General features: G+C 61.7%; 23 protein-coding genes. 15 read left to right on the top strand and 8 right to left on the bottom strand.

All coding sequences use genetic code 11. The features are described 5' to 3' along the window. Positions 1 to 278 (top strand): GDSL-type esterase/lipase family protein (locus VEJ16_14850; GenBank protein HYB10944.1); only part of this gene is annotated, 278 nt, incomplete at its 5' end. A 76-nt stretch (positions 279 to 354) separates the two neighbouring features. Here VEJ16_14850 and VEJ16_14845 read toward each other — a convergent pair. The 3 genes from VEJ16_14845 to VEJ16_14835 all read right to left on the bottom strand — a co-directional run bounded on the left by VEJ16_14845 (position 355) and on the right by VEJ16_14835 (position 2,350). Beyond that, positions 355 to 912, bottom strand: a complete 558-nt coding sequence (locus tag VEJ16_14845) for a hypothetical protein (protein ID HYB10943.1) — start codon at positions 910 to 912, stop codon at positions 355 to 357. An 81-nt stretch (positions 913 to 993) separates the two neighbouring features. Then, complete coding sequence (gene hemF / locus VEJ16_14840; protein HYB10942.1) at positions 994 to 1,863, bottom strand: oxygen-dependent coproporphyrinogen oxidase; 870 nt, start codon at positions 1,861 to 1,863, stop codon at positions 994 to 996. A 10-nt stretch (positions 1,864 to 1,873) separates the two neighbouring features. Continuing rightward, positions 1,874 to 2,350, bottom strand: coding sequence for a tRNA (cytidine(34)-2'-O)-methyltransferase (locus VEJ16_14835; GenBank protein HYB10941.1), 477 nt, complete (start codon positions 2,348 to 2,350; stop codon positions 1,874 to 1,876). Between the two features lie 349 nt (positions 2,351 to 2,699). Here VEJ16_14835 and petA point away from each other — a divergent pair, with 349 nt between their 5' ends. From petA to VEJ16_14815, 4 genes are all read left to right on the top strand, one after another. Beyond that, positions 2,700 to 3,257, top strand: coding sequence for a ubiquinol-cytochrome c reductase iron-sulfur subunit (petA, locus tag VEJ16_14830; GenBank protein ID HYB10940.1), 558 nt, complete (start codon positions 2,700 to 2,702; stop codon positions 3,255 to 3,257). Between the two features lie 8 nt (positions 3,258 to 3,265). Then, positions 3,266 to 4,516 (top strand): cytochrome b/b6, encoded by a 1,251-nt coding sequence (locus VEJ16_14825; protein HYB10939.1) that lies wholly within the window; start codon positions 3,266 to 3,268, stop codon positions 4,514 to 4,516. Then, positions 4,513 to 5,310 (top strand): cytochrome c1, encoded by a 798-nt coding sequence (locus VEJ16_14820; GenBank protein ID HYB10938.1) that lies wholly within the window; start codon positions 4,513 to 4,515, stop codon positions 5,308 to 5,310. The genes VEJ16_14825 and VEJ16_14820 overlap by 4 nt, the downstream gene beginning before the upstream one ends. Positions 5,311 to 5,514: 204 nt before the next feature. Then, complete coding sequence (locus tag VEJ16_14815) at positions 5,515 to 6,414, top strand: S-methyl-5'-thioadenosine phosphorylase (protein ID HYB10937.1); 900 nt, start codon at positions 5,515 to 5,517, stop codon at positions 6,412 to 6,414. 47 nt (positions 6,415 to 6,461) lie between these two features. Here the strand turns inward: VEJ16_14815 and VEJ16_14810 are convergent, their stop codons facing one another. The 5 genes from VEJ16_14810 to VEJ16_14790 all read right to left on the bottom strand — a co-directional run bounded on the left by VEJ16_14810 (position 6,462) and on the right by VEJ16_14790 (position 9,923). Continuing rightward, positions 6,462 to 6,995: a hypothetical protein gene (locus VEJ16_14810; GenBank protein ID HYB10936.1), complete on the bottom strand. Its 534-nt coding sequence runs from the start codon at positions 6,993 to 6,995 to the stop codon at positions 6,462 to 6,464. 401 nt (positions 6,996 to 7,396) lie between these two features. Beyond that, positions 7,397 to 7,876 carry a YbaK/EbsC family protein gene (locus VEJ16_14805; GenBank protein ID HYB10935.1) on the bottom strand — a complete coding sequence of 160 codons (480 nt, stop codon included), beginning with the start codon at positions 7,874 to 7,876 and terminating at the stop codon, positions 7,397 to 7,399. 67 nt (positions 7,877 to 7,943) lie between these two features. Next, positions 7,944 to 8,756 (bottom strand): pyrroline-5-carboxylate reductase, encoded by an 813-nt coding sequence (gene proC / locus VEJ16_14800; protein HYB10934.1) that lies wholly within the window; start codon positions 8,754 to 8,756, stop codon positions 7,944 to 7,946. A 121-nt stretch (positions 8,757 to 8,877) separates the two neighbouring features. Next, positions 8,878 to 9,381, bottom strand: coding sequence for a YbjN domain-containing protein (locus tag VEJ16_14795; protein HYB10933.1), 504 nt, complete (start codon positions 9,379 to 9,381; stop codon positions 8,878 to 8,880). A gap of 248 nt (positions 9,382 to 9,629) precedes the next feature. Further along, entirely contained in the window at positions 9,630 to 9,923 is a 294-nt protein-coding gene (locus VEJ16_14790; protein HYB10932.1) for an accessory factor UbiK family protein, read from the bottom strand. A gap of 185 nt (positions 9,924 to 10,108) precedes the next feature. Between VEJ16_14790 and rfaD the strand changes: the two genes are divergently transcribed. The 10 genes from rfaD to ychF all read left to right on the top strand — a co-directional run bounded on the left by rfaD (position 10,109) and on the right by ychF (position 19,705). Then, positions 10,109 to 11,095 (top strand): ADP-glyceromanno-heptose 6-epimerase, encoded by a 987-nt coding sequence (gene rfaD / locus VEJ16_14785; GenBank protein ID HYB10931.1) that lies wholly within the window; start codon positions 10,109 to 10,111, stop codon positions 11,093 to 11,095. Between the two features lie 29 nt (positions 11,096 to 11,124). Next, positions 11,125 to 11,922, top strand: a complete 798-nt coding sequence (gene lgt / locus VEJ16_14780; protein HYB10930.1) for a prolipoprotein diacylglyceryl transferase — start codon at positions 11,125 to 11,127, stop codon at positions 11,920 to 11,922. Next, positions 11,919 to 13,010, top strand: coding sequence for an SAM-dependent methyltransferase (locus VEJ16_14775; GenBank protein HYB10929.1), 1,092 nt, complete (start codon positions 11,919 to 11,921; stop codon positions 13,008 to 13,010). The genes lgt and VEJ16_14775 overlap by 4 nt, the downstream gene beginning before the upstream one ends. Further along, positions 13,007 to 13,786 carry a peptidoglycan editing factor PgeF gene (gene pgeF, locus VEJ16_14770; protein HYB10928.1) on the top strand — a complete coding sequence of 260 codons (780 nt, stop codon included), beginning with the start codon at positions 13,007 to 13,009 and terminating at the stop codon, positions 13,784 to 13,786. Before VEJ16_14775 ends, pgeF begins: the two co-directional genes overlap by 4 nt. Before the next feature lie 19 nt (positions 13,787 to 13,805). After that, complete coding sequence (locus VEJ16_14765; GenBank protein HYB10927.1) at positions 13,806 to 14,957, top strand: Xaa-Pro peptidase family protein; 1,152 nt, start codon at positions 13,806 to 13,808, stop codon at positions 14,955 to 14,957. A gap of 102 nt (positions 14,958 to 15,059) precedes the next feature. Continuing rightward, a complete protein-coding gene (locus VEJ16_14760; GenBank protein HYB10926.1) occupies positions 15,060 to 16,001 on the top strand; it encodes a hypothetical protein in 942 nt (313 codons plus the stop codon). 152 nt (positions 16,002 to 16,153) lie between these two features. Then, entirely contained in the window at positions 16,154 to 17,125 is a 972-nt protein-coding gene (locus VEJ16_14755; GenBank protein ID HYB10925.1) for a ribose-phosphate pyrophosphokinase, read from the top strand. 107 nt (positions 17,126 to 17,232) lie between these two features. Continuing rightward, the gene (locus tag VEJ16_14750; protein ID HYB10924.1) at positions 17,233 to 17,931 is read left to right on the top strand and encodes a 50S ribosomal protein L25/general stress protein Ctc; all 699 of its coding nucleotides are present in this window, start codon (positions 17,233 to 17,235) and stop codon (positions 17,929 to 17,931) included. A gap of 15 nt (positions 17,932 to 17,946) precedes the next feature. After that, positions 17,947 to 18,600: an aminoacyl-tRNA hydrolase gene (gene pth / locus VEJ16_14745; GenBank protein ID HYB10923.1), complete on the top strand. Its 654-nt coding sequence runs from the start codon at positions 17,947 to 17,949 to the stop codon at positions 18,598 to 18,600. 1 nt (position 18,601) lies between these two features. Continuing rightward, the gene (gene ychF, locus VEJ16_14740) at positions 18,602 to 19,705 is read left to right on the top strand and encodes a redox-regulated ATPase YchF (protein ID HYB10922.1); all 1,104 of its coding nucleotides are present in this window, start codon (positions 18,602 to 18,604) and stop codon (positions 19,703 to 19,705) included. Positions 19,706 to 19,711 lie beyond the last annotated feature (6 nt).

Below are 19,711 nucleotides of genomic sequence, written 5' to 3'. Positions count from 1 at the left end.
CATGGCCGTGCGAGGAGTCGAAACAGCCGGTCAATCCTTCGGGCCTCTTGGGCTACGATTTTCGCAACGAGCGGATTGCGAAATACAACGACGCCTATGAGACGCTCGCGCGTGAGCTTGATGTTCCCTATCTCGATCTCTACCGGGCGCTCAGAGCCGATCCGCGTTGGCACGCGCCTTCTCAAGCGGGGGACGGCATACATCCGCCGGCGGAAGGCTATAGCCTTGTTGCCGAGGAAATCGCCGCGTGGTCGGCCTGGCGCAAGTGGCTCGATTGAGTGCCGCAGCAGCTTCGGCATACGGCCGAGGGTGCGCCCGGAAGGGAGACGCCCGGTACGAGATGCGCGCGGTGACCTAATCCCCGACCTTCACGAGCTTGCCTCGCACGACGCGGATCGGCTCGCCGTCCCGCACGTCGGTGAAGGTGAGCTCCATCCCGCCGGCGACGAGCGTGCGGTCGTAGCGCTGCACTTCGTAGCGTCCATCGGGATCGATCGTCAGCATATACACGGTGAGCTTGGTGTCCTCGAGTCGCGCCCAGGCATAGGGATTGCCGCTCATTGGATCGGGCATTTGCGTTGCATGCCATTGGGCGACGCGGCTCGGTTGGGTCCCGCCCGAGACCGGCACGAAGCTGAGCTTGTCGGCGCGGTGCTTCACTTTGGGATTTTGGACGTTGCCGCCCGCGTGCAACACCGTCGTCCAGCTGATGGAAAAGCCGTTTCCTTCGGGATGAATAACGACGCCGATGTCGCGATCTGTCACGCCGAAATAAAGGCTGTCCGCGTTTTTGGCGATCCCGCTTCCTTCATAGGTTCCGTAGAAAGCTTTGATTGTGATCGACTCTGCATCCGCCGCCGAGTGCGACAGCCCGATCAAAAGCAAGACAAGAAACCCCCACCGCACGCCCATGCGCCACCCCCCTTTTCATATCCTGCGTCCGATACATTAGCGAATTGCGTATATGCGTGCGAGGACCGCGTGGGACTGCCATTAGGGCCAGGCCGCAAGGGGGGGCAGGGACATGAGTATTGCTTCCGTATTTCCACCGGTCATCAGACCGAATCTCGTTCCCCTGTCGTAAAGCAGGTTGAATTCGACGTAGCGGCCGCGGCGCACGAGCTGGTGCGCGCGCTCGGCCGGGGTCCACGGCTCATTCATTCGACGCCGGACGATCCTGGGATACACGTCGAGGAAGGCGCTCCCGACACGGCGCGTGAAGGCGAAGCGGTCCTCCCACGGGCCCTCCTCCAGATAGTCATAGAATATCCCGCCAATGCCGCGCGGCTCGCCGCGGTGCTTCAGGAAGAAATACTCGTCGCACCATTTCCTGAAGCGCTCGTAATACCCCGCGTCGTGCGCGTCGCAGGCGGCCTTCAAGGCGGAGTGGAACGTAGCGGTATCGATCGAATCGGCAGTCATCGGGGTCAGGTCGGCGCCGCCACCGAACCAGCTTCTCGAGGTGACGACATGGCGCGTATTCATATGGACCGCTGGAACGTGGGGCGAGTGCATATGCGCCACAAGGGAAATCCCTGACGCCCAGAACCGGGGCTCCTCTTGGGCTCCCGGGATCTCCTTGCGGAATTCGGGCGAGAATTCGCCGAAGACGGTCGAGATGTTGACACCCACCTTTTCGAAGACTCGTCCGCGCATGACAGCCATCTCGCCTCCCCCGCCACCCTCGCGAACCCAGCGCTCGCGCACGAAGCGCCCAGCGGGCCGGTCGGCAAAGGCGCCGACATGCTCGTCCTCGAGCCGCTCGAACGCAGCGCAAATATCGTCACGCAGACGCTCGAACCATGACTTGGCCTCGGCCTTACGGGCGTCCATTACATTCGCACTATCGGCTTCTGCACTCATTCCACTCCCCTCATCGACCCGCCCGTGGTGGCAGCATTCCCGTCTGCCGCAACGCCTCACCGAGTACCATGGCCGCGGCAGCCGCCACATTCAAGGAGCGCAGCCCCGGGACGAGCGTGATCCTGAGGCGCGCGTCTGCGCTTGCATGGACCGCGTCGGGCACGCCCGCCGATTCGCGCCCAACCATGATCAAGTCGTCGAAGTCGTACACAAAATTCTGGTAGGCGACCTCGCCCTTCGTCGTCAGCAGCAAAAGTCGCGCGCCGGGCGCTTGATCGTGCCGCCAGGCCTCGAACCGAGAGAAGGAGCTATGCCGCGTAAGTGTCACATGCTCGAGGTAGTCCATTCCGGCACGCCGCAAATGCCGGTCGGAGAAAACGAACCCACAAGGCTCGATGAGCTCGACCGCCACACCCAAGCATGCGGCTAGCCGCATCATCGTGCCGGCGTTTTGCGGGATATCGGGTTCATAAAGGACAAGGCGCATGGCGAAGACCGCGGCTCCCTCGCGGCCTATCATCGCAGAGACAGGCACTGGCGTTCCAGCGGGTCGAACGCCCGCCCGACAGTGCGCAAAGCTGGGTCGGCCGGGCGGATTCGGTGGGCTGGTCGATACCCGCGGCGACCGGTAAAGCCCGCGCTTTGCAAGGCGGGCGATTTGCATTATATCCGACGCCCAACAGGTCAAACCGAGGGGAGCGCATTTTCGGAGTTTTCTGGGCTGGTGCGGCAGGTTGTCGCATTGTCTCGGCACCTCCGGTCTTTAGAACCAATCGCAAGGTGTGGCGCCTCGAGGTGCTGCGCCCTCGAGATCGGACATCGGGAAAGGAGCCAGCATGGCGTCAAGCGCGCAATCGGGCGCTCACGGTGCGCAGGGTGCGGGTGTGAAGCGCCGCGATTTCCTATACCTGGCAACGGGTGCGGCCGGAGCCATCGGTGCTGCAATCGCGGCCTGGCCGTTCATTTACAGCATGAACCCTGCGGCCGATGTTCTCGCCCTTTCTACCGTCGAGGTCGATCTCGCGCCGGTCCAGACCGGCCAACGCATCACCGTCAAATGGCGCAGTCAGCCCGTTTTTGTGGCCCACCGCACGGAAGACGAGGTCAAGGCGGCGGATGACGTCAATCTCGAGGAGCTTCGCGACCCACAGGCCGATTCGGCGCGCGTGAAAAAGCCCGAGTGGCTCATCATGGTCGGGATTTGCACACATCTCGGTTGCGTGCCGCTTGGCCAGAAGCCAAGCGATCCACGCGGCGAGTGGAAGGGCTGGTTCTGTCCCTGCCACGGCTCCCAGTACGACACGTCCGGCCGTATTCGCAAAGGCCCTGCACCAGCCAATCTCGCCATACCGCAATACGCGTTCTTGACCGATACAACAATCCGGATCGGCTAGGGAGTGCCATCATGAGCGAACCCGCCTGGAAAAATCCGGCCGTAAAGTGGATTGACGAGCGCATGCCGATCTTCACGGTGATGCGGCACAGCGCGATCGAATATCCGACTCCGAAGAATCTCAGCTATTGGTGGAACTTCGGCTCGCTCTCGGGATTCATGCTCGTCCTCATGATCGCGACGGGCGTCGTTCTCGCGATGCAATACACGCCGAACAGCGAACTTGCCTTCGACAGCGTCGAACGCATCATGCGCGACGTGAACTACGGCTGGCTGCTGCGCTATGTCCACATGAACGGCGCCTCGTTCTTCTTCATTGCGGTTTACATCCACATCTTTCGCGGCCTCTACTACGGCTCTTACAAGACTCCGCGGGAGCTGCTGTGGTGGCTTGGCCTCGTCATCCTGATCTTGATGATGGCGACGGCGTTCATGGGGTACGTGCTTCCCTGGGGCCAGATGAGCTTCTGGGGTGCCACCGTGATCACGAATCTCTTTTCCGCCATACCGCTTGCCGGCAAGCACATCGTTACATGGCTCTGGGGCGGCTTCGCGGTCGACAATCCGACCCTCAACCGCTTCTTTTCACTCCATTACCTCTTGCCGTTTGTGATCGTCGCGGTCGTCTTCCTCCATCTCTGGGCGCTTCATACCTCGAAGTCGAACAATCCCCTCGGTATCGACACGAAAGGTCCGCAGGACACGATTCCGTTCCATCCCTACTACACAGTGAAGGACCTTTTCGGGCTGGGTGTGTTCCTCATCGTTTATCTCGGCGTCGTGTTCTTCGTGCCGAATTTCTTCGGTGAGCCGGACAATTTTATCCCAGCCAACCCCTTGTCGACGCCGCAGCACATCGTGCCGGAGTGGTACTTCCTGCCCTACTACGCAATTCTGCGCTCAATTCCCGACAAACTTCTGGGCGTGATCGCGATGTTTTCGTCGATCTTCGTCCTGTTTGCGTTGCCTTGGCTCGACTTCTCCCGGGTGCGGAGCGCGCGGTTCCGGCCGGTTTACAAGAAGGTCTATTGGCTCTTGTTGATCGACGTGCTGGTGCTCGGTTACGTCGGCGCCAATCCTCCTGAGGGCCCGATCCTGTATGTCGGCAGGATCGCCACAGCCTATTACTTCCTGCACTGGCTCGTAATCGTGCCGCTTATAGCGCTCTTTGAGCGGCCGAAGCCGCTTCCGACGAGCATCGGCACGCCCGTGCTCGGGGCCGCCGCAGCTGCCTCCGCCCGCACAATGGAGAAGGCATGATGCGCAAGACCATGTTCAAGAAGGCTGTGTTCGCAGTCGCCGCAGCGATCAGCCTCGGCTTGACCGTCTCGGCGCGGGCGCAGGACGAGCCGCACTTTTCAAAGCAGGATTGGTCTTTCTACGGCGTATTCGGCACGTTCGATCGGCCATCGCTCCAGCGCGGCTTCCAGGTCTACAAGGATGTGTGCTCGGCCTGCCATTCCCTGCGCCTCCTATCCTATCGCGACCTCGGAGGCGGAGGTGCCATCGATGGCGGAATCGGCCTTTCCACGGACGAAGTCAAGGCGATCGCGGCAAGCGTCCAGGTGACCGACGGCCCGAACGACCAAGGCGACATGTTCCAGCGCCCCGGCCGACCGAGCGATCGGTTCGTTTCGCCATTCCCGAACGAGCAAGCGGCCCGCGCATCCAACAACGGCGCCTTGCCGCCGGATCTCTCTCTTATCGTCGAGGCGCGGCCGGGCGGGCCGGACTACGTCTACGGCATCCTGACGGGCTTCAAGGATGCACCGGCGGGATTTACCGTCAATCAAGGCATGTATTACAACGAGACCTTCGCCGGCCATCAGATTGCGATGCCGCCCCCGCTCAGCGACGGCGCGGTCACCTACGCGGACAAGACCCAAGCGACAGTGCCGCAAATGGCGCACGATGTGGTGACCTTCCTGACCTGGGCCGCCAATCCGGAACTTGAGTCGCGCCATCGCATTGGCGTGAAGGTTATCATCTTCCTCGTGATTTTGACTGGCCTGCTCTATGCCGTAAAACGCAAGGTGTGGTCAGACGTGCATTGACGATTACATCCGGGCGGGATGGGAAAGGGCCGCGACCGAAACCGGGCGGCCCTTTCTTTATGGCGCGCGATCGCCGATAACATTGCCTCGTGTGGTATTCGGATTTGAAGTTCCTGAACGCGGATGCCACCAAAATGCTAGGAACTTCAAATCCACCACGACAGGGCGAAGCGGACATCGAATTTGAAAAGCGCGAGGGAAGCCATGGCGGCACGATCGACGACACCGGGAATGCCGCCCACGATCGGCATCATCGGCGGCAGCGGGCTCTATGACATCGACGGGCTCACGAACAAGCGCTGGGTCGCAGGCGACTCGCCGTTTGGAAAGCCCTCCGACGAGCTGCTGCTCGGTGAGCTCGGCGGGGCTCGCCTCGTTTTCCTTCCACGCCATGGCCGCGGCCACCGCATTCCGCCGAGTGAGCTCAACTTTCGCGCCAACATCGACGCGATGAAGCGCGCAGGTTGCACGGAAATCGTTTCGGTGAGTGCTGTGGGCTCGCTCAAGGAGGAGCTGCCACCCGGCACCTTCGTGATCGTCGATCAATTCATCGATCTCACCTTTGCGCGCAACAAGAGCTTTTTTGGCACCGGCCTCGTTGCTCATGTCTCGATAGCGGACCCCGTTTGCAAGCGGCTTGGCGATCAACTCGAGCGAACCGCGCGCTCACTGGGGATCCCAGTCAGCCGAGGGGGCACCTATCTCGTCATGGAAGGTCCGCAATTCTCGAGCCGAGCCGAGTCGCAGCTATACCGGAGCTGGGGCTGCGACGTCATCGGCATGACGAACATGCCGGAGGCGAAGCTCGCCCGCGAAGCGGAGGTTTGCTACGCGACCGTCGCCATGGTGACCGACTTCGATTGCTGGCACCCTCATCACGAAGACGCTTCCGTTGAGACCATTGTGAAAGTGCTGCACGCAAACGCCGGAAAGGCGCGAGAACTCGTGCGCGCGGTGTCTCCTGGCCTCGGCGCGCGGCAATCGAGCTGCTCAAGCGGCTGTCACACCGCACTCGAGAACGCCATTATCACGGCGCCCGAGGCGCGCGACCCGGCACTGGTAAGGAAACTTTCGGCTGTCGCAGGGCGTGTGCTTGGGTCGTGAACGCTTAACCTCGGTTCTCCATGCGAGGGCGCACAAAGTTGCCCCCTTTATGCGGCGCGGGTCTCTTGTGCCTCCTGGCGGCCGAACCTGCATGACCCAATCGATGCACAGAAATTGGCAAGGCTCTCGGCCCGGCGCAGGCGCTTGTCGAGGGCTGCCATCGTGCGGCTCAAATCCTCGCTGTCGTCGCCGAACCAGACCCGCATGGCGGCGAGATAGACAAGTGCCAACGCTTTCGCGCGCGCGCGACCGAGAAGACCGCTACTTTGGATACCCGCCGCTTCGAGCATCCACGCCATGGAGCGCTTTAACCGCAGTCCTCCACAAAGCACACCAATCGGGTCGGCGCTGCGGTCCCGAACGATCGCCTCGATCGACTTCTTGTGGGGATTGAGCGCCTCGAAGCGGCGCATGAGGATGTCGAACATTCGGTCGCGCGGGCTCTCGCCGTCGGAAGCGCCGCCCTCGAGCACTTTACGATCTATCCGGCGCACGAAGGCCGAAAGGATCGCTTCCTTTGAGCGGTATAAACCAAGAAGCTCTGCGAGCGATAGATTCGACGCCTCTGCGATGTCGTTCATCGTAATGCGCCGCCAGCTTCGCTCGGCGGCAAGCGCCAAAGTGCGCTCGACAACTCGGTCCGCCGGATCGTCCGGGCGTCGCGAACGCGCGGTTCTTGCGGTCTTCCCCGCTTTGGCGCCGGCTCTCGATCGTCTTGCGGATCTTGTTCCTTTTGCCATTACGTCACCTCTCGAATGTCGATGCGATCCGCCCCTCGTGTGGTGGATCTAAAGTTCCTAGCATTTTGGTGGCATCCGCGTTTAGGAACTTCAAATCCCAATACCACACTCGACACAATATATCTCACGTGTGGTTTTGAATCCGAAATTCGCTCCCGGTCCCGCCCCCTAATGTCATTAATTTCGGATTCGCCACACGAGGGGCGCTACCAAGTTTAGGCGGAACCCGCGTCCTTACAGCGTCATTTGATGTTGATCACGCTGCCGCCGGTCATACGCTTGAGTTCGTCCGGAGTCAGCTTGAAGACCGCGTTGGGCGTTCCCGCCGCTGCCCAGATTTCCGCGAACTGCAGCAAGTCCTCGTCGATGAAGATTTCAAGCATTTGTGCGTGGCCGACTGGTCCTACGCCGCCAATCGCGAAGCCGGTCCGTTCGCGCACGAAGTCGGCATCCGCCTTGCCGAGCTTCTCGCCGATTACAGCCTCGATGGCCTTCTCATTGACACGATTGGGTCCGCTTGCCACGACAAGGATCGGGCGGCCGGAGCCCTTGGCGCGGAAGATCACCGATTTCGCAATCTGTCCGATCGTACAGCCAACGGCTGCCGCCGCCTCAGCCGAACTTCGCGTAGTCTCTTCGCGCTCGATCACTTGGTTCGTATACCCGAGCGTACGAAGCGCTTCTTGAACCCTCGCAGCACTTGGGCTGAGCGGTTTCGTCATCGTCGGATCACCCCCGATTTGCAAATCAAACGCTTGCCCTCTTAGGGCGCATTTCGGATTCGCCGAACTAGCCAGCAAGCTCGCGTGCGCGGCGCGTCGCCGCCGCAATCGCCTTGTCGAACAGCGGCTGCAGCCCCTCTGGCGCCATGAGGATTTTGAGGGCTTCGAGCGTCGTCCCGCCCGGGCTTGTCACGTTTTGGCGCAGTACGCTCGGCGCCTCCGTTGAGCGGTGGAGGAGTTCCCCGCTGCCTGCGATAGTGGCACGCGCAATGCGGGCGGAGAGTTCGGCCGGAAGCCCCGCCTTCACTCCGGCTTCGGTCAAACACTCGACGAGCAGGAAGACGTAGGCAGGCCCACCGCCTGACACTGCGGTCACCGCATCGATAAGATCCTCCTCATCGACCCAGGCGACGTCACCGACGGCTTGGAGAAGTTCGGTGCATTGCCCCCTTTGTGCGGGCTGCACCCCCGGTCCGGCGCAACACACGCTCATGCCGCGTCCGACGGCGGCAGGCGTGTTCGGCATCGCGCGCACGATCGCGGCGTCCGAGCCGAGCTTCGCGCGAAAGTAGGCAATCGTCTTCCCCGCGGCGATCGAAAGGAAAACGACACCAGGGCCGCCATAGCGCGCGTAATGGGGTGCCGCATCGTCCATGAACTGTGGCTTGACCGCGAAGACGACGACGCTCGGCTTGAACGATTTTTCGACAGTCTCCGGCGCCGCATGTACGTCGACGCCGTGGGTCTTGCGAAGCGCCTCCGCCGGAGTGCTGGGTTCGACCACCAACACGTTCTCGCGGGGAAGTCCCCGTGAAAGCCAGCCTGCCAGCATGGCTCCGCCCATCTTGCCGCCACCGACGAGAAGTATGCGCGCGTTCATGGCGCAACCTTATAGCGCGGAGTAACGAGGCTTGGCGAGGTGCGCCTTTCGGGCTTCGCTTCGTGGTGCCAGGTGCTGCCTGAGTGAAAGCGCGACCTTGCTCGGCAGCATTCTTGGCGAGCTACGCCTCGCCCACGCAGTCGAGCAACGCCGCGTCGATTGCCTCGCGCGGTGTCTTTCCGCCCCAGACCACGAACTGGAAAGCCGGATAGAAACGCTCGCACTCGGTGATCGCGATGTCCACGAGATCTTCGAGCTGCTCGACGGTGGGACCGTGCGCGCCACGCAGGAGCGAAGTTTGCCGGAAAATCGGCAAACCATCGTCGTCGGACACGTCGAAATGGCCCAGCCAAAGTTTCTCGTTCACGAGTGCCAGGAGCTCGTGGACACCGCCGCGCTTCCCTTTCGGGATTTTCATGTCGAGAGCGCAGGAGAAATGCATGGCGCTCAAATCCTCGAGCCAGGCGAAGTGCAAGTGGTAATCGCACCATTGGCCCGCGATATCGACGACGATCTCATCTGTGCTGCAACGATCGAACGGCCAGTCGTGCGCACTGACGATTTCCTCAACAAGATCAAGCGGGTTGGGCAGGGAGCTGTGCGACTCTGCTAGGCGTGCTGACATTTAGCCCCTCCTCTCCAACAGGTGGCCGACGGCCGCGAAATACGCCATAGCGGAGCTAAGCGTCCAACCAACAGCTAGGTTTTGTAGAGATTGCGACCACGACGTACCATGGGAGGTAGCCTGACAAATTTGTGCAATAACTTCAAGGATGCCGTTACCAGATTTTGTTATTTTTTTGTTTCAGGCTCCAAGATTTAGAGTTACCCACAATATCTTGTGGATAAATGTTCCATTAATGCATTAAACCTCTAGGGCTTGTGGGACGCATCGGCTGTACCGGGTATGGAAATCCGTGCGGTCGCCAATGCGGCTTCGAGACGGGCGATCCGCTCGGCAAGCGCTTCCTGACCGTTTCGGGCATTGACGGCCACCGCCTTGACGGCATCGAACTCCTCCCGGCTCACCAGCTCCATGTCGGCAAGAAGCCGCTCCAGGCGCTGGCGTACCAATGCCTCGATCTCGGACCTGAGGCCGGAAAATGCACCGAGGGCCCCGCTCGCAAGGCGGGCCATGTCGTCGAGAAGGCGGTTGTCGGCCTGCATTTTTCAAGCTCCTCCAAGGATATTGACCGGGACCGGTGAAGTCCGCGCCAGTATGGTGGCGCGGCCCTCGGGCTGCAACGGGGTGAAGCTTGCAGGCCCCAAACTCGCCCCCTATAAGGGGTGCCGGTATTCCCGCCGGGCCTCGCACCGACCGCGGATGCGGGGAGAGCTTCGGAAAAAGCGGCATGATCATTCTGACCGGCGGCGCCGGATTCATCGGTTCGAACTTGCTCGCCGCACTCGAGGAACGAGGTTGCCGGGAAATCGTCGTTTGCGACCGCCTGGGCGAGGGTGAGAAGTGGCGCAACCTCGCAAAGCGCGAGCTGGCCGGCTTCATCGAACCCGATCGGCTCTTGCCGTTTCTTGAGCGCAGGGCGGGTGAGGTGGATACGATCTTCCATATGGGGGCCATCTCTGCGACCACCGAGCGAAACGCAGACCTGATCGTCGACACCAATTTCACATTCTCCACGACACTCTGGGACTGGTGCGTGCGCCATGACGCACGCTTCATTTACGCGTCCTCGGCTGCGGCCTACGGCGACGGTCGTGCCGGGTTCGACGATGATGGAAGCCCAGAGGCGCTCGCGCGGCTCAGGCCGATGAACGCCTATGGCTGGAGCAAGCTACTTTTCGACCGGCGCGTGGCACGCATCATCCGCGAGGGCGGCAGGCGGCCGCGTCAATGGGCGGGTTTGCGCTTTTTCAACGTCTACGGCCCGAACGAATACCATAAAGGCGGCATGCGCAGCGTGACCCTTCAAGTTCATGAGCGCGTCGCCGCCGGCGAACCTGCGGTGCTGTTTCGCTCCCATAATCCGAAATACTCGGATGGGGGTCAGCTTCGCGACTTCATCTGGGTCGGCGATTGCGTCGATGCGATGATGTGGCTTTATGACAGCCCCCAAGTGAGCGGGCTCTACAATCTCGGCACCGGTGCGGCGCGCAGCTTCGCCGATCTCGCAGCTGCCGTATTCGCCGCACACGGCAAACATCCTAATATCCGCTATGTCGACACGCCTGCGGAAATCCGAGACCGATATCAATACTTCACCGAGGCAAAGATGGATCGCTTGAAGGGTGCGGGCTACGGGAAGCCGTTTACCCGGCTCGAGGACGGCGTTGCACTGTACGTCAAGAACTTCCTCAGTCAACTCGACCCCTATCGCTGACCCACCTCAAAGTCGAGACGAGTGTCCGCATGACCCCCCTCCATTTCCCCGATATCGATCCGGTCGCGATCAGGCTCGGCCCTCTCGCCATTCGTTGGTATGCAATTTCTTATATTGCGGGCATCTTGATCGGGTGGCGACACGTGCGGAAAATAGCCGCGTCGGCGCCCAAAATCATGTCCGAGACGCAAGTCGACGACCTCGTTGTCTGGTGCACCTTGGGGGTCGTTCTCGGCGGTCGGCTCGGCTACGTCCTCTTCTATCAGCCGAGCGCCTATCTCGCGGACCCGGTTCAAATGGTTGCCGTTTGGCATGGTGGGATGTCGTTCCATGGCGGTCTCATCGGCGTGGTCACCGCGCTCATCCTGTTCTGCAGGCGCAACAGGCTTTCATTTCGCATGGTAGGGGACGCGGTGTGCTGCGCCGTGCCGATCGGGCTCTTTTTCGGTCGTCTCGCCAATTTCGTGAATGGAGAGCTGTTTGGCCGGCCGACGGACGTTCCGTGGGGCATGATCTTTCCCCAGGGCGGGCCCGAGCCACGACATCCCAGTCAGCTTTATGAGGCTTTTCTCGAGGGTGTTGTCCTTTTCACCATACTCTTCTTCATGCGCCGTGCTGGATTGCGCAACCGACCGGGCTTCATCGCAGGCGCCTTTTTGATAGGGTACGGTCTCGCGCGTATTACGGTCGAATTCTTCCGCGAGCCCGACTCATTCCTCGGTTTCCTCGTCTTTGGCATGACCATGGGCCAGATCCTTTCGATCCCGGTCATTCTCTATGGCGCCTGGCTGATCTCGCAAGCCAAGCCATTGGCGAAAGCGGCTTGAGCGGTCTCGGTGCTCACCTCGAGCGCCTGATTGCCCTCAAGGGCCCTTTGAGCCTTGCCGAGTTCATGTCCGAATCCCTTTGGCATCCAGGCGAGGGATACTACGCGCAGAGTGCTTCCATCGGTCGTGAGGGCGATTACATAACCGCACCCGAGATCAGCCAAATGTTCGGCGAGCTAATCGGCATCTGGTGTGTCGCCACGTGGCGGGTCATGGGCCGACCGGCTCATTTCATGCTCATCGAGCTCGGACCCGGACGCGGGACGATGATGGCGGATTTGCTGCGAGCAGCTCGGGTGGAGCCGGGATTTCACGAGGCGGCGCGAATTCACCTCGTCGAGGGGAGCGCGAGGCTCCGCGAAATGCAACAAGCATTGCTGCGGGATCGGGACGTGACATGGCACGGCAGCCTCGGCGCGGTGCCAGAAGGTCCGACAATTCTCCTCGCAAACGAATTCCTCGACGCCCTTCCCGTCATGCAATTCGAGAGGACGGAGAGCGGCTGGCGCGAACGGGTCGTCGAGTTCGACAAGGCGAGCGGTCAGTTCCGCTTCGTGCGTGCGCCGCATGAAACACCTGCTGCGGCCTTGCTGCCACCCGTATTCGCCTCGGCACCCGTCGCCAGCATCGCCGAGGTTTGCCCCGCGGGGCTTAGCCTCGCGGCGTCGATCGCCGAGCGGCTCGTATCGGAAGGCGGGGCCGCGCTCTTTATCGACTACGGACCAAGCGAGAGCGCACTTGGCGCCACGTTGCAGGCATTGCGCGGGCATCGCCGCCACGACCCCTTCGACGAGCCGGGTAGCGCTGACCTGACAGCTCATGTGGATTTTGCGAATTTCGCGCGCGCCGCGTCGCAAGCGGGTGCGACATGTTACGGCCCGATCGAGCAGGCGTATTTTCTCACCCGTCTCGGCATTCGTGAACGTGCCGAGCGGCTTTCTGCGGCGGCAAGTGCGACGCAAGCGGACGCAATCCAGGCTGCATTACGCCGCTTGATTGATGATGCGGAAATGGGCACGCTGTTCAAGGCCCTGGCATTGACCCATCCCCATCTTCCAATTCCTGCCGGATTCGAACAGGCGAAATGACGGCCCCATCCCCCATCGAGAGCGAGGTGCTGACGGCTTCGGCCGGTATACGTCATGGGTTCTTCACGCGCGAGGGTGGGGTTTCGAGCGGTGCGTACGCCACACTCAATTGCGGGCTCGGCTCAGGGGACGATCCGCAGATGGTGCGAGAGAACCGCCGGCGCGCGATGGCGGTGTTTGGGCTCGGAGGCGTGGCGCTCGTCACAGCCCACCAGATCCATTCGCCGACGGCACTGGTCGTCGAAACGCCTTGGCCGCTCGATGCGCGGCCGCAAGTTGACGGGCTCGTGACCCGACGACCGGGGATCGCCCTTGGCGTGCTCGCGGCCGACTGCACGCCCGTTCTCTTCGCCGCACCCGATAGCGCCGTCGTCGGCGCCGCCCACGCGGGATGGCGCGGCGCCTTGGGTGGCATCCTGGAAGCAACGGTCGATGCGATGGTGGGCTTGGGTGCTGACCGGAAATTGATCCGTGCTGCGATCGGACCGACAATCGCGCAAGCATCCTACGAAGTGGGGCCGGAATTTCCGGCGCCCTTCTTGGCGCGCAATCCGTCGGATTCGGCATTCTTCGCACCAAGCGCGCGAGCGGGGCACTTCATGTTCGATCTGCCGGGCTATGTCGCCAGCCGTCTTGGCGCGCTCAGCCTCGGCGCCGTCGATCAGTTAGCCTACGATACGTATACGGAACCGACGCGATTCTTCAGCTATCGGCGCAACACGCACGAAGGTATCAAGGACTATGGGCGCGGCCTGTCGGCCATCGCCCTGATTTGAGGGGACGGAGAGCAGCAACATGGCAATTCATTTCGAGCGGTCGGAGCTTGCCGAAAGACGCAATCGGGCATGCGCGGCGATGGTGAAGCGTGGCCTCGATGGGCTTCTGATGTTCCGACAGGAGAGCATGTACTATCTGACCGGCTACGACACCTTCGGCTATGTCTTTTTCCAGTGCCTTTATCTTGGCGCCGACGGCAAGATGACGCTCATTACCCGCGCACCCGACCTGCGCCAAGCACAGCACACCTCGGTGATAGACGATATCCGCATCTGGGTGGATGCGCCCGACGCCAATCCCGCCGTCGAGCTTCGGGATATCCTGGCCGAGCATGGCTGCAAGGGAAAGAAACTCGGCGTCGAGTGGGAGGCCTATGGCCTCACCGCCCGCAATGGCCAGCGCCTCGCGGCGGCACTTCAGGGTTTTGCAACGCTCGAGGACGCATCGGACCTTGTCTCCCGCCTCCGCGTCGTCAAAAGCGATGCCGAACTTCGATACGTCAGGCGAGCGGCCGAACTCGCGGATGTCGCTTGGGACGAGGCTCGACGTTTGGCGGCACCGGGCGCCTTCGAGGGGGATATCCTCGCGGCCATGCTCGCGGCCATTTACAAGGGAGGGGGCGACGACCCCGCAAATGAATTCATTATCGGCTCAGGACGCGACGCGCTGCTCTGCCGTTATTACTCAGGAAGACGCAAACTCGACAGGAACGATCAATTGACCCTCGAGTTCGCCGGCACCTACCGACACTATCACTCATGCCTGATGCGCACGTTGCGCATCGGCAAGCTGCCGGCCGAACAGGCGGACATGCATAAAGTTTCGAAGGAAGCTCTCCTGGCCTGCGAGGCGGCACTGAAGCCGGGCAATCGGGTGGGCGACGTCTTCGACGCTCACGCGCGCATCCTCGATGCAGCAGGATATGGCAAACATCGCATGAACGCTTGCGGATACTCGCTCGGCACGACTTTTGCGCCAAACTGGATGGATTGGCCCATGTTCTACAAAGACAATCCAGAGATTATCGAACCAGGCATGGTTTTCTTCCTCCACATGCTCATCCTCGACAGCGACAGTGGCCTGGCGATGACACTTGGGCGCACATCCGAAGTGACCTCGCAGGGTGCGAAAGTCCTGAGCAAGGCTTCGCTCGACATGGTGGTGAAGTAGGGCGAAGGGTGGGTCTCGCTGTGATAGGATAACCCATGCCCCATCTCTTCATGCTCATGGGCTTCGCGGCTGTCATCCTCTTGTTTGGCCTCCTGGTGAGCTGTGCGGCGTGATGTGCTTCTCGCGGCGGAGTTGGCGCTTTTCTCGCTCACGCTTGCGGGATGCGACGACACCGTGCACGTATTCCAGCCGGAGCAGAAGCCGCTACCGCAAGTGGTCGCAGCGCACCGGACCGATCCCGGCGTGATCACTGTGAGTCCCGTCCACGGCCTGCCCGACCCCGTAAGTCACCAGCTGGCCGACGCGATGGCGGAAGCCCTCGGCAAGGATAGCCTGCCAGTCGTGGTTGGCGGAGGCGACGGTGCACGCGTTCTCTATAGCGTCAGCGGCTGGTTCCAGCGTGAAGCGCCGGGAGATGCCGCCGGCTCGAATGTGGGAAATGCAGGCTCTCCGATGCTCACTTGGGAGGTGCGAGACGGCGAGGGCCAGCTCGTTGGCCGACAAAGTCAAATCCTTGCGCGCGAAACCGATCCGTTCGAGCCTGACGCGCGCGCGAAGCTCCTTGCCGCGGTGGAGGGCGAGCCAGCGCGGACGATGGCCAAGGGAATCGAGGGCGACGCGCCGATTCCAAAAGGGGATCCTTCAGTGCTCGCGGTCCATAACCCGGGCTCACGCAGCCTGGTGATCACGACGATTCGGGGATCCCCCGGCAAATCCGGCGACGCGCAACTTCGTCAGGCGATCGAATACGCCCTGAAGGTTGCCAACGTGCGTCTCGACTCCGAGCGGCGGCCGGGGAGCCTTTCACTCACTGGCACCGTCAACGTCGAGGATGTATCCGGAGGCATCCAGCACATCAAGGTGACGTGGTTGGTTTTGAAGCCTGACGGCAAGGAACTCGGCCAGGTGAGCCAGGAGAACAATGTGCCCTCCCGCATCCTCGAGCGCGTTTGGGGCGAGATCACCGCCGCGGTCGCTCAGAATGCGGCAGGCGGGATCGCCGCCATTGTCGGCGAGGCAGACCAGGCAAGCGCCGGCGGCTAACCGTCTCCACAGGTTGCGGCGGCAGCCGAGGCCAGCCTCACCCGACCCAAGGTTTACAGATTTGCGTCAGATTGATATAGAGGCGCCGCAAATGTGCCGGCGGTTGCGGTAATGCTCGGCAATCATGCGGGGCACAACTGGGAGAGGGCGAAATGAAGCTCCTGAGCGGCACCGCCAACCGGCCATTGGCCGAAGGAATTGCCCATTACATCGACGTGCCAATCAGCCAGTACAGCGTGCGTCGGTTTGCAGACAACGAGATCTTCGTCGAAATCCTCGAGAACATGCGGGGACAAGACGTCTTTCTTATCCAGTCGACCTCCTACCCCGCAAATGACCACCTGATGGAGCTTTTGATCTGGCTCGATGCCCTCAAGCGCGCCTCGCCCTCGCGCATCACGGCAGTCCTACCCTATTACGGCTATGCACGCCAGGATCGCAAGACCGGACCACGCACCCCCATCAGCGCCAAGCTCGTGGCGAACCTGATCACGACTGCAGGGGCGAACCGCGTCTTAACCCTTGATTTGCACGCCAATCAGATCCAGGGCTTTTTCGATATCCCGCTCGACAACCTCTATGCCGCCCCCGTATTTTACAACGATATTCGTAACCACTATAATGGCGATGATCTGGTTATCGTCTCGCCGGACGTGGGTGGGGTTGTCCGCGCCCGGGCAATCGCCAAGCCACTTGACGCGGACCTCGCGATCATCGATAAGCGCCGCGAGCGTGCGGGTGAGTCCGAGGTCGTCAATATCATTGGCCAGGTAAAGGGCCGGCGATGCATCCTGATCGACGATATCGTCGATTCCGCTGGCACGCTTTGCAACGCTGCTCAGGCGCTCGCCGATAAGGGCGCCACATGGGTGGCGGCTTATTGCAGCCATGGGGTGCTGTCGGGCTCGGCGGCCTCGCGCATTGAGGCGTCGCCGCTTGAGGCCGTGGTCATCACGGACAGCATTCAGGCGCGCGACGAGGTGAAGGCTGCGCGCAAGATCCGCCAGCTTTCGATCGCCCCCCTGTTGGGCGAGGCGATCCGGCGGATCAGCAAGGGCGATTCGGTGTCGAGCCTGTTCAGCGAAGGCGAGGTCGCCAAGCTTTCGGGTGTCGTCTCGGATTGAAGCCCGAAGAGCATCGTAGGAATTCGGCGCGGATGGCACCCCTGGAGGCCGTCCGCCGAATGCCCGCCCTACATTGGGGCGGGGTTGGTTTGGCAAAGGAGAGTAACATGTCCGACGAATTCGTGTTTCACGCGCAGCGGCGCGAGCGGGCAGGTAAGGGGGCAGCCCGCGCCGCACGACGCACAGGGCGCGTTCCTGCCGTCATCTATGGTGCCAAGAAAGCGCCCGCCCTCGTTTCGATCGACCCGAGCGAGCTTATGCCCGAGCTTCGCAAGACCGCCTTCTTCACGAACCTCTATGACGTCGAGGTCGAGAAAGACAAGCACAGGGTTTTGGTGCGCGACGTTCAATTTCATCCCGTGACGGATCGGCCGGAGCACGTGGACTTCATGCGCGTCGACCCGACCACGAAGGTAACCGTTCAGGTTCCGGTGAGCTTCGACAACGAGGCTGCCTCGCCCGGCATCAAGCGCGGTGGGGTGCTGAATATCGTGCGCCACGAGATAGAGGTCGTGTGCCTGGCGACTCAGATCCCCCATGAGATCCGGGTCGACCTCACTGGTCTCGATATCGGCGACAGCGTGCATATTCGCATGGTCAAGCTGCCCGAGGGCGTGCGGCCTTCGATCGCGCGCGACTTCACGGTCGCGACCGTGGCGCCGCCGAACACCCAGCAGACCGAGGCTGAAATCGCGGCGACTCCAGCAGCACCAGCCGAAGTCGAAGTCATTACCGCGAAGGAAACCAAGGACAAGGAAAAGGAAGCGAAAGAGGTCGTCGAGGAACCCAAGAAGGGCAAGGCGTAACACGCGGGTTTACCCATGCGCCTCATTGTGGGCCTGGGCAATCCGGGCCCGAAATATGCCGCCAACCGACATAACGTGGGTTTCATGGCGGTGGACGCAATCGTCCGCCGCCATTCCTTTGCATCCTACCGCCGGCGTTTCCAATCGCTCTTAGCCGAGGGAGAGGTGGGCGGCGTGCGGCTCATGGCGCAATTGCCGCTGACGTTCATGAACGAGTCGGGGCGCGCGGTCGGCGAAGCGATGCGCTATTACAAGCTCGAACCCAAGGACGTGCTCATCGTCTATGACGAACTCGACTTGGCACCGGGCAAGGTCAAGGTGAGATTTGGCGGAGGAACCGCGGGTCACAACGGAATTCGCAGCATCGACGCCCATATCGGACCGGATTTCTGGCGCCTCCGGATCGGGATCGGGCATCCCGGCGAGCGGCATCTCGTGCACCCTTATGTCTTGAGCGATTTCTTCGAGGAGGATCGCGCTTGGCTCGAAAAACTCCTCGACGCCATCGCCGACGCCTTTCCGCTCCTCGCGAAGGACGAAGAAAGCCGCTTCATGACGAAGCTTGCCTTACTTATGAAACCGCCGAAACCGGCGAAGGAGACCAAGGCCGTCGACGGCGATGGCACCCCCGCGGACGAGGGTGACAGACCAAAGAATTCCGAGGATTGATATGGGCTTCAACTGCGGCATCGTCGGCCTGCCGAACGTGGGCAAGTCGACTCTTTTCAATGCGCTCACTGCGACCGCGGCGGCCGCGGCCGAAAACTATCCATTCTGCACCATTGAGCCGAATGTCGGCCGCGTCGTGGTTCCCGATCCGCGCCTCGACGTTCTGGCAAAGCTTGCCAAGTCCGAACGCGTCGTTCCCACCCAACTCGAGTTCGTCGACATCGCAGGCCTCGTGCGGGGTGCAAGCCGGGGCGAAGGGCTCGGCAACCAATTCCTCGCCCATATCCGCGAGGTCGACGCCATCGTGCACGTGCTTCGCTGCTTCGCAGGCGAGGGGGTGCATCATGTCGAAGGCTCGGTCGATCCCGCTCGCGACGCCGAAACGGTCGAGACCGAGCTAATGCTCGCCGATCTCGAGAGCACCGGGCGGCGCTTCGAGCAGGCGAGCAAGAAGGCCAAGGCGGGTGACAAAGAAGCAAAATTGCTCGCGGAACTATTGGAGCCCGCGGTTGCAGCACTCGGCGAGGGCAAGCCCGCACGCGTCGCAATGCCCGCGGACCCGGAAAGACGCCGCGCCTTTCAACGCCTCGGGCTCATCACGGCGAAGCCGATGCTCTATGTGCTGAACGTCGACGAAGGCTCGGCCGGGACCGGCAACGCATATTCGAAGGCGGCGGCCGCGCGCGCAGCCCGGCTCGGCAGCGAATCGGTCGCGATCTCGGCCGCCATCGAAGCCGAGATCGCGCAGCTCAAGGATCCCATGGAGCGCAAGGATTTCCTCAATCACCTGGGGCTCGAGGAACCGGGGCTCGACCGCTTCATCCGCGCTGGCTACGCACTTCTCCATCTCATCACGTTCTTCACCGCCGGCCCCAAGGAATCCCGCGCGTGGACCGTCGCCAAAGGGGCGACGGCCCCCGAGGCGGCGGGCGTCATCCACACCGATTTCGAGCGCGGTTTCATCCGTGCCGAGACGATCGCCTATGACGACTACGTCAAGTGCGGTGGCGAACAAGGTGCAAAGGAAGCGGGCAAGATGCGCCAGGAAGGCAAGGACTATGTCGTGCAAGACGGCGACGTGATGCTCTTCCGCTTCAATGTGTGAATCGCA

Source organism: Alphaproteobacteria bacterium (assembly GCA_035625915.1).
In the GTDB taxonomy this organism is placed as follows: domain Bacteria; phylum Pseudomonadota; class Alphaproteobacteria; order JACZXZ01; family JACZXZ01; genus DATDHA01.
Note: the sequence above shows the minus strand (reverse complement) of the source record. Positions and strands in the feature narration are given on the sequence as shown.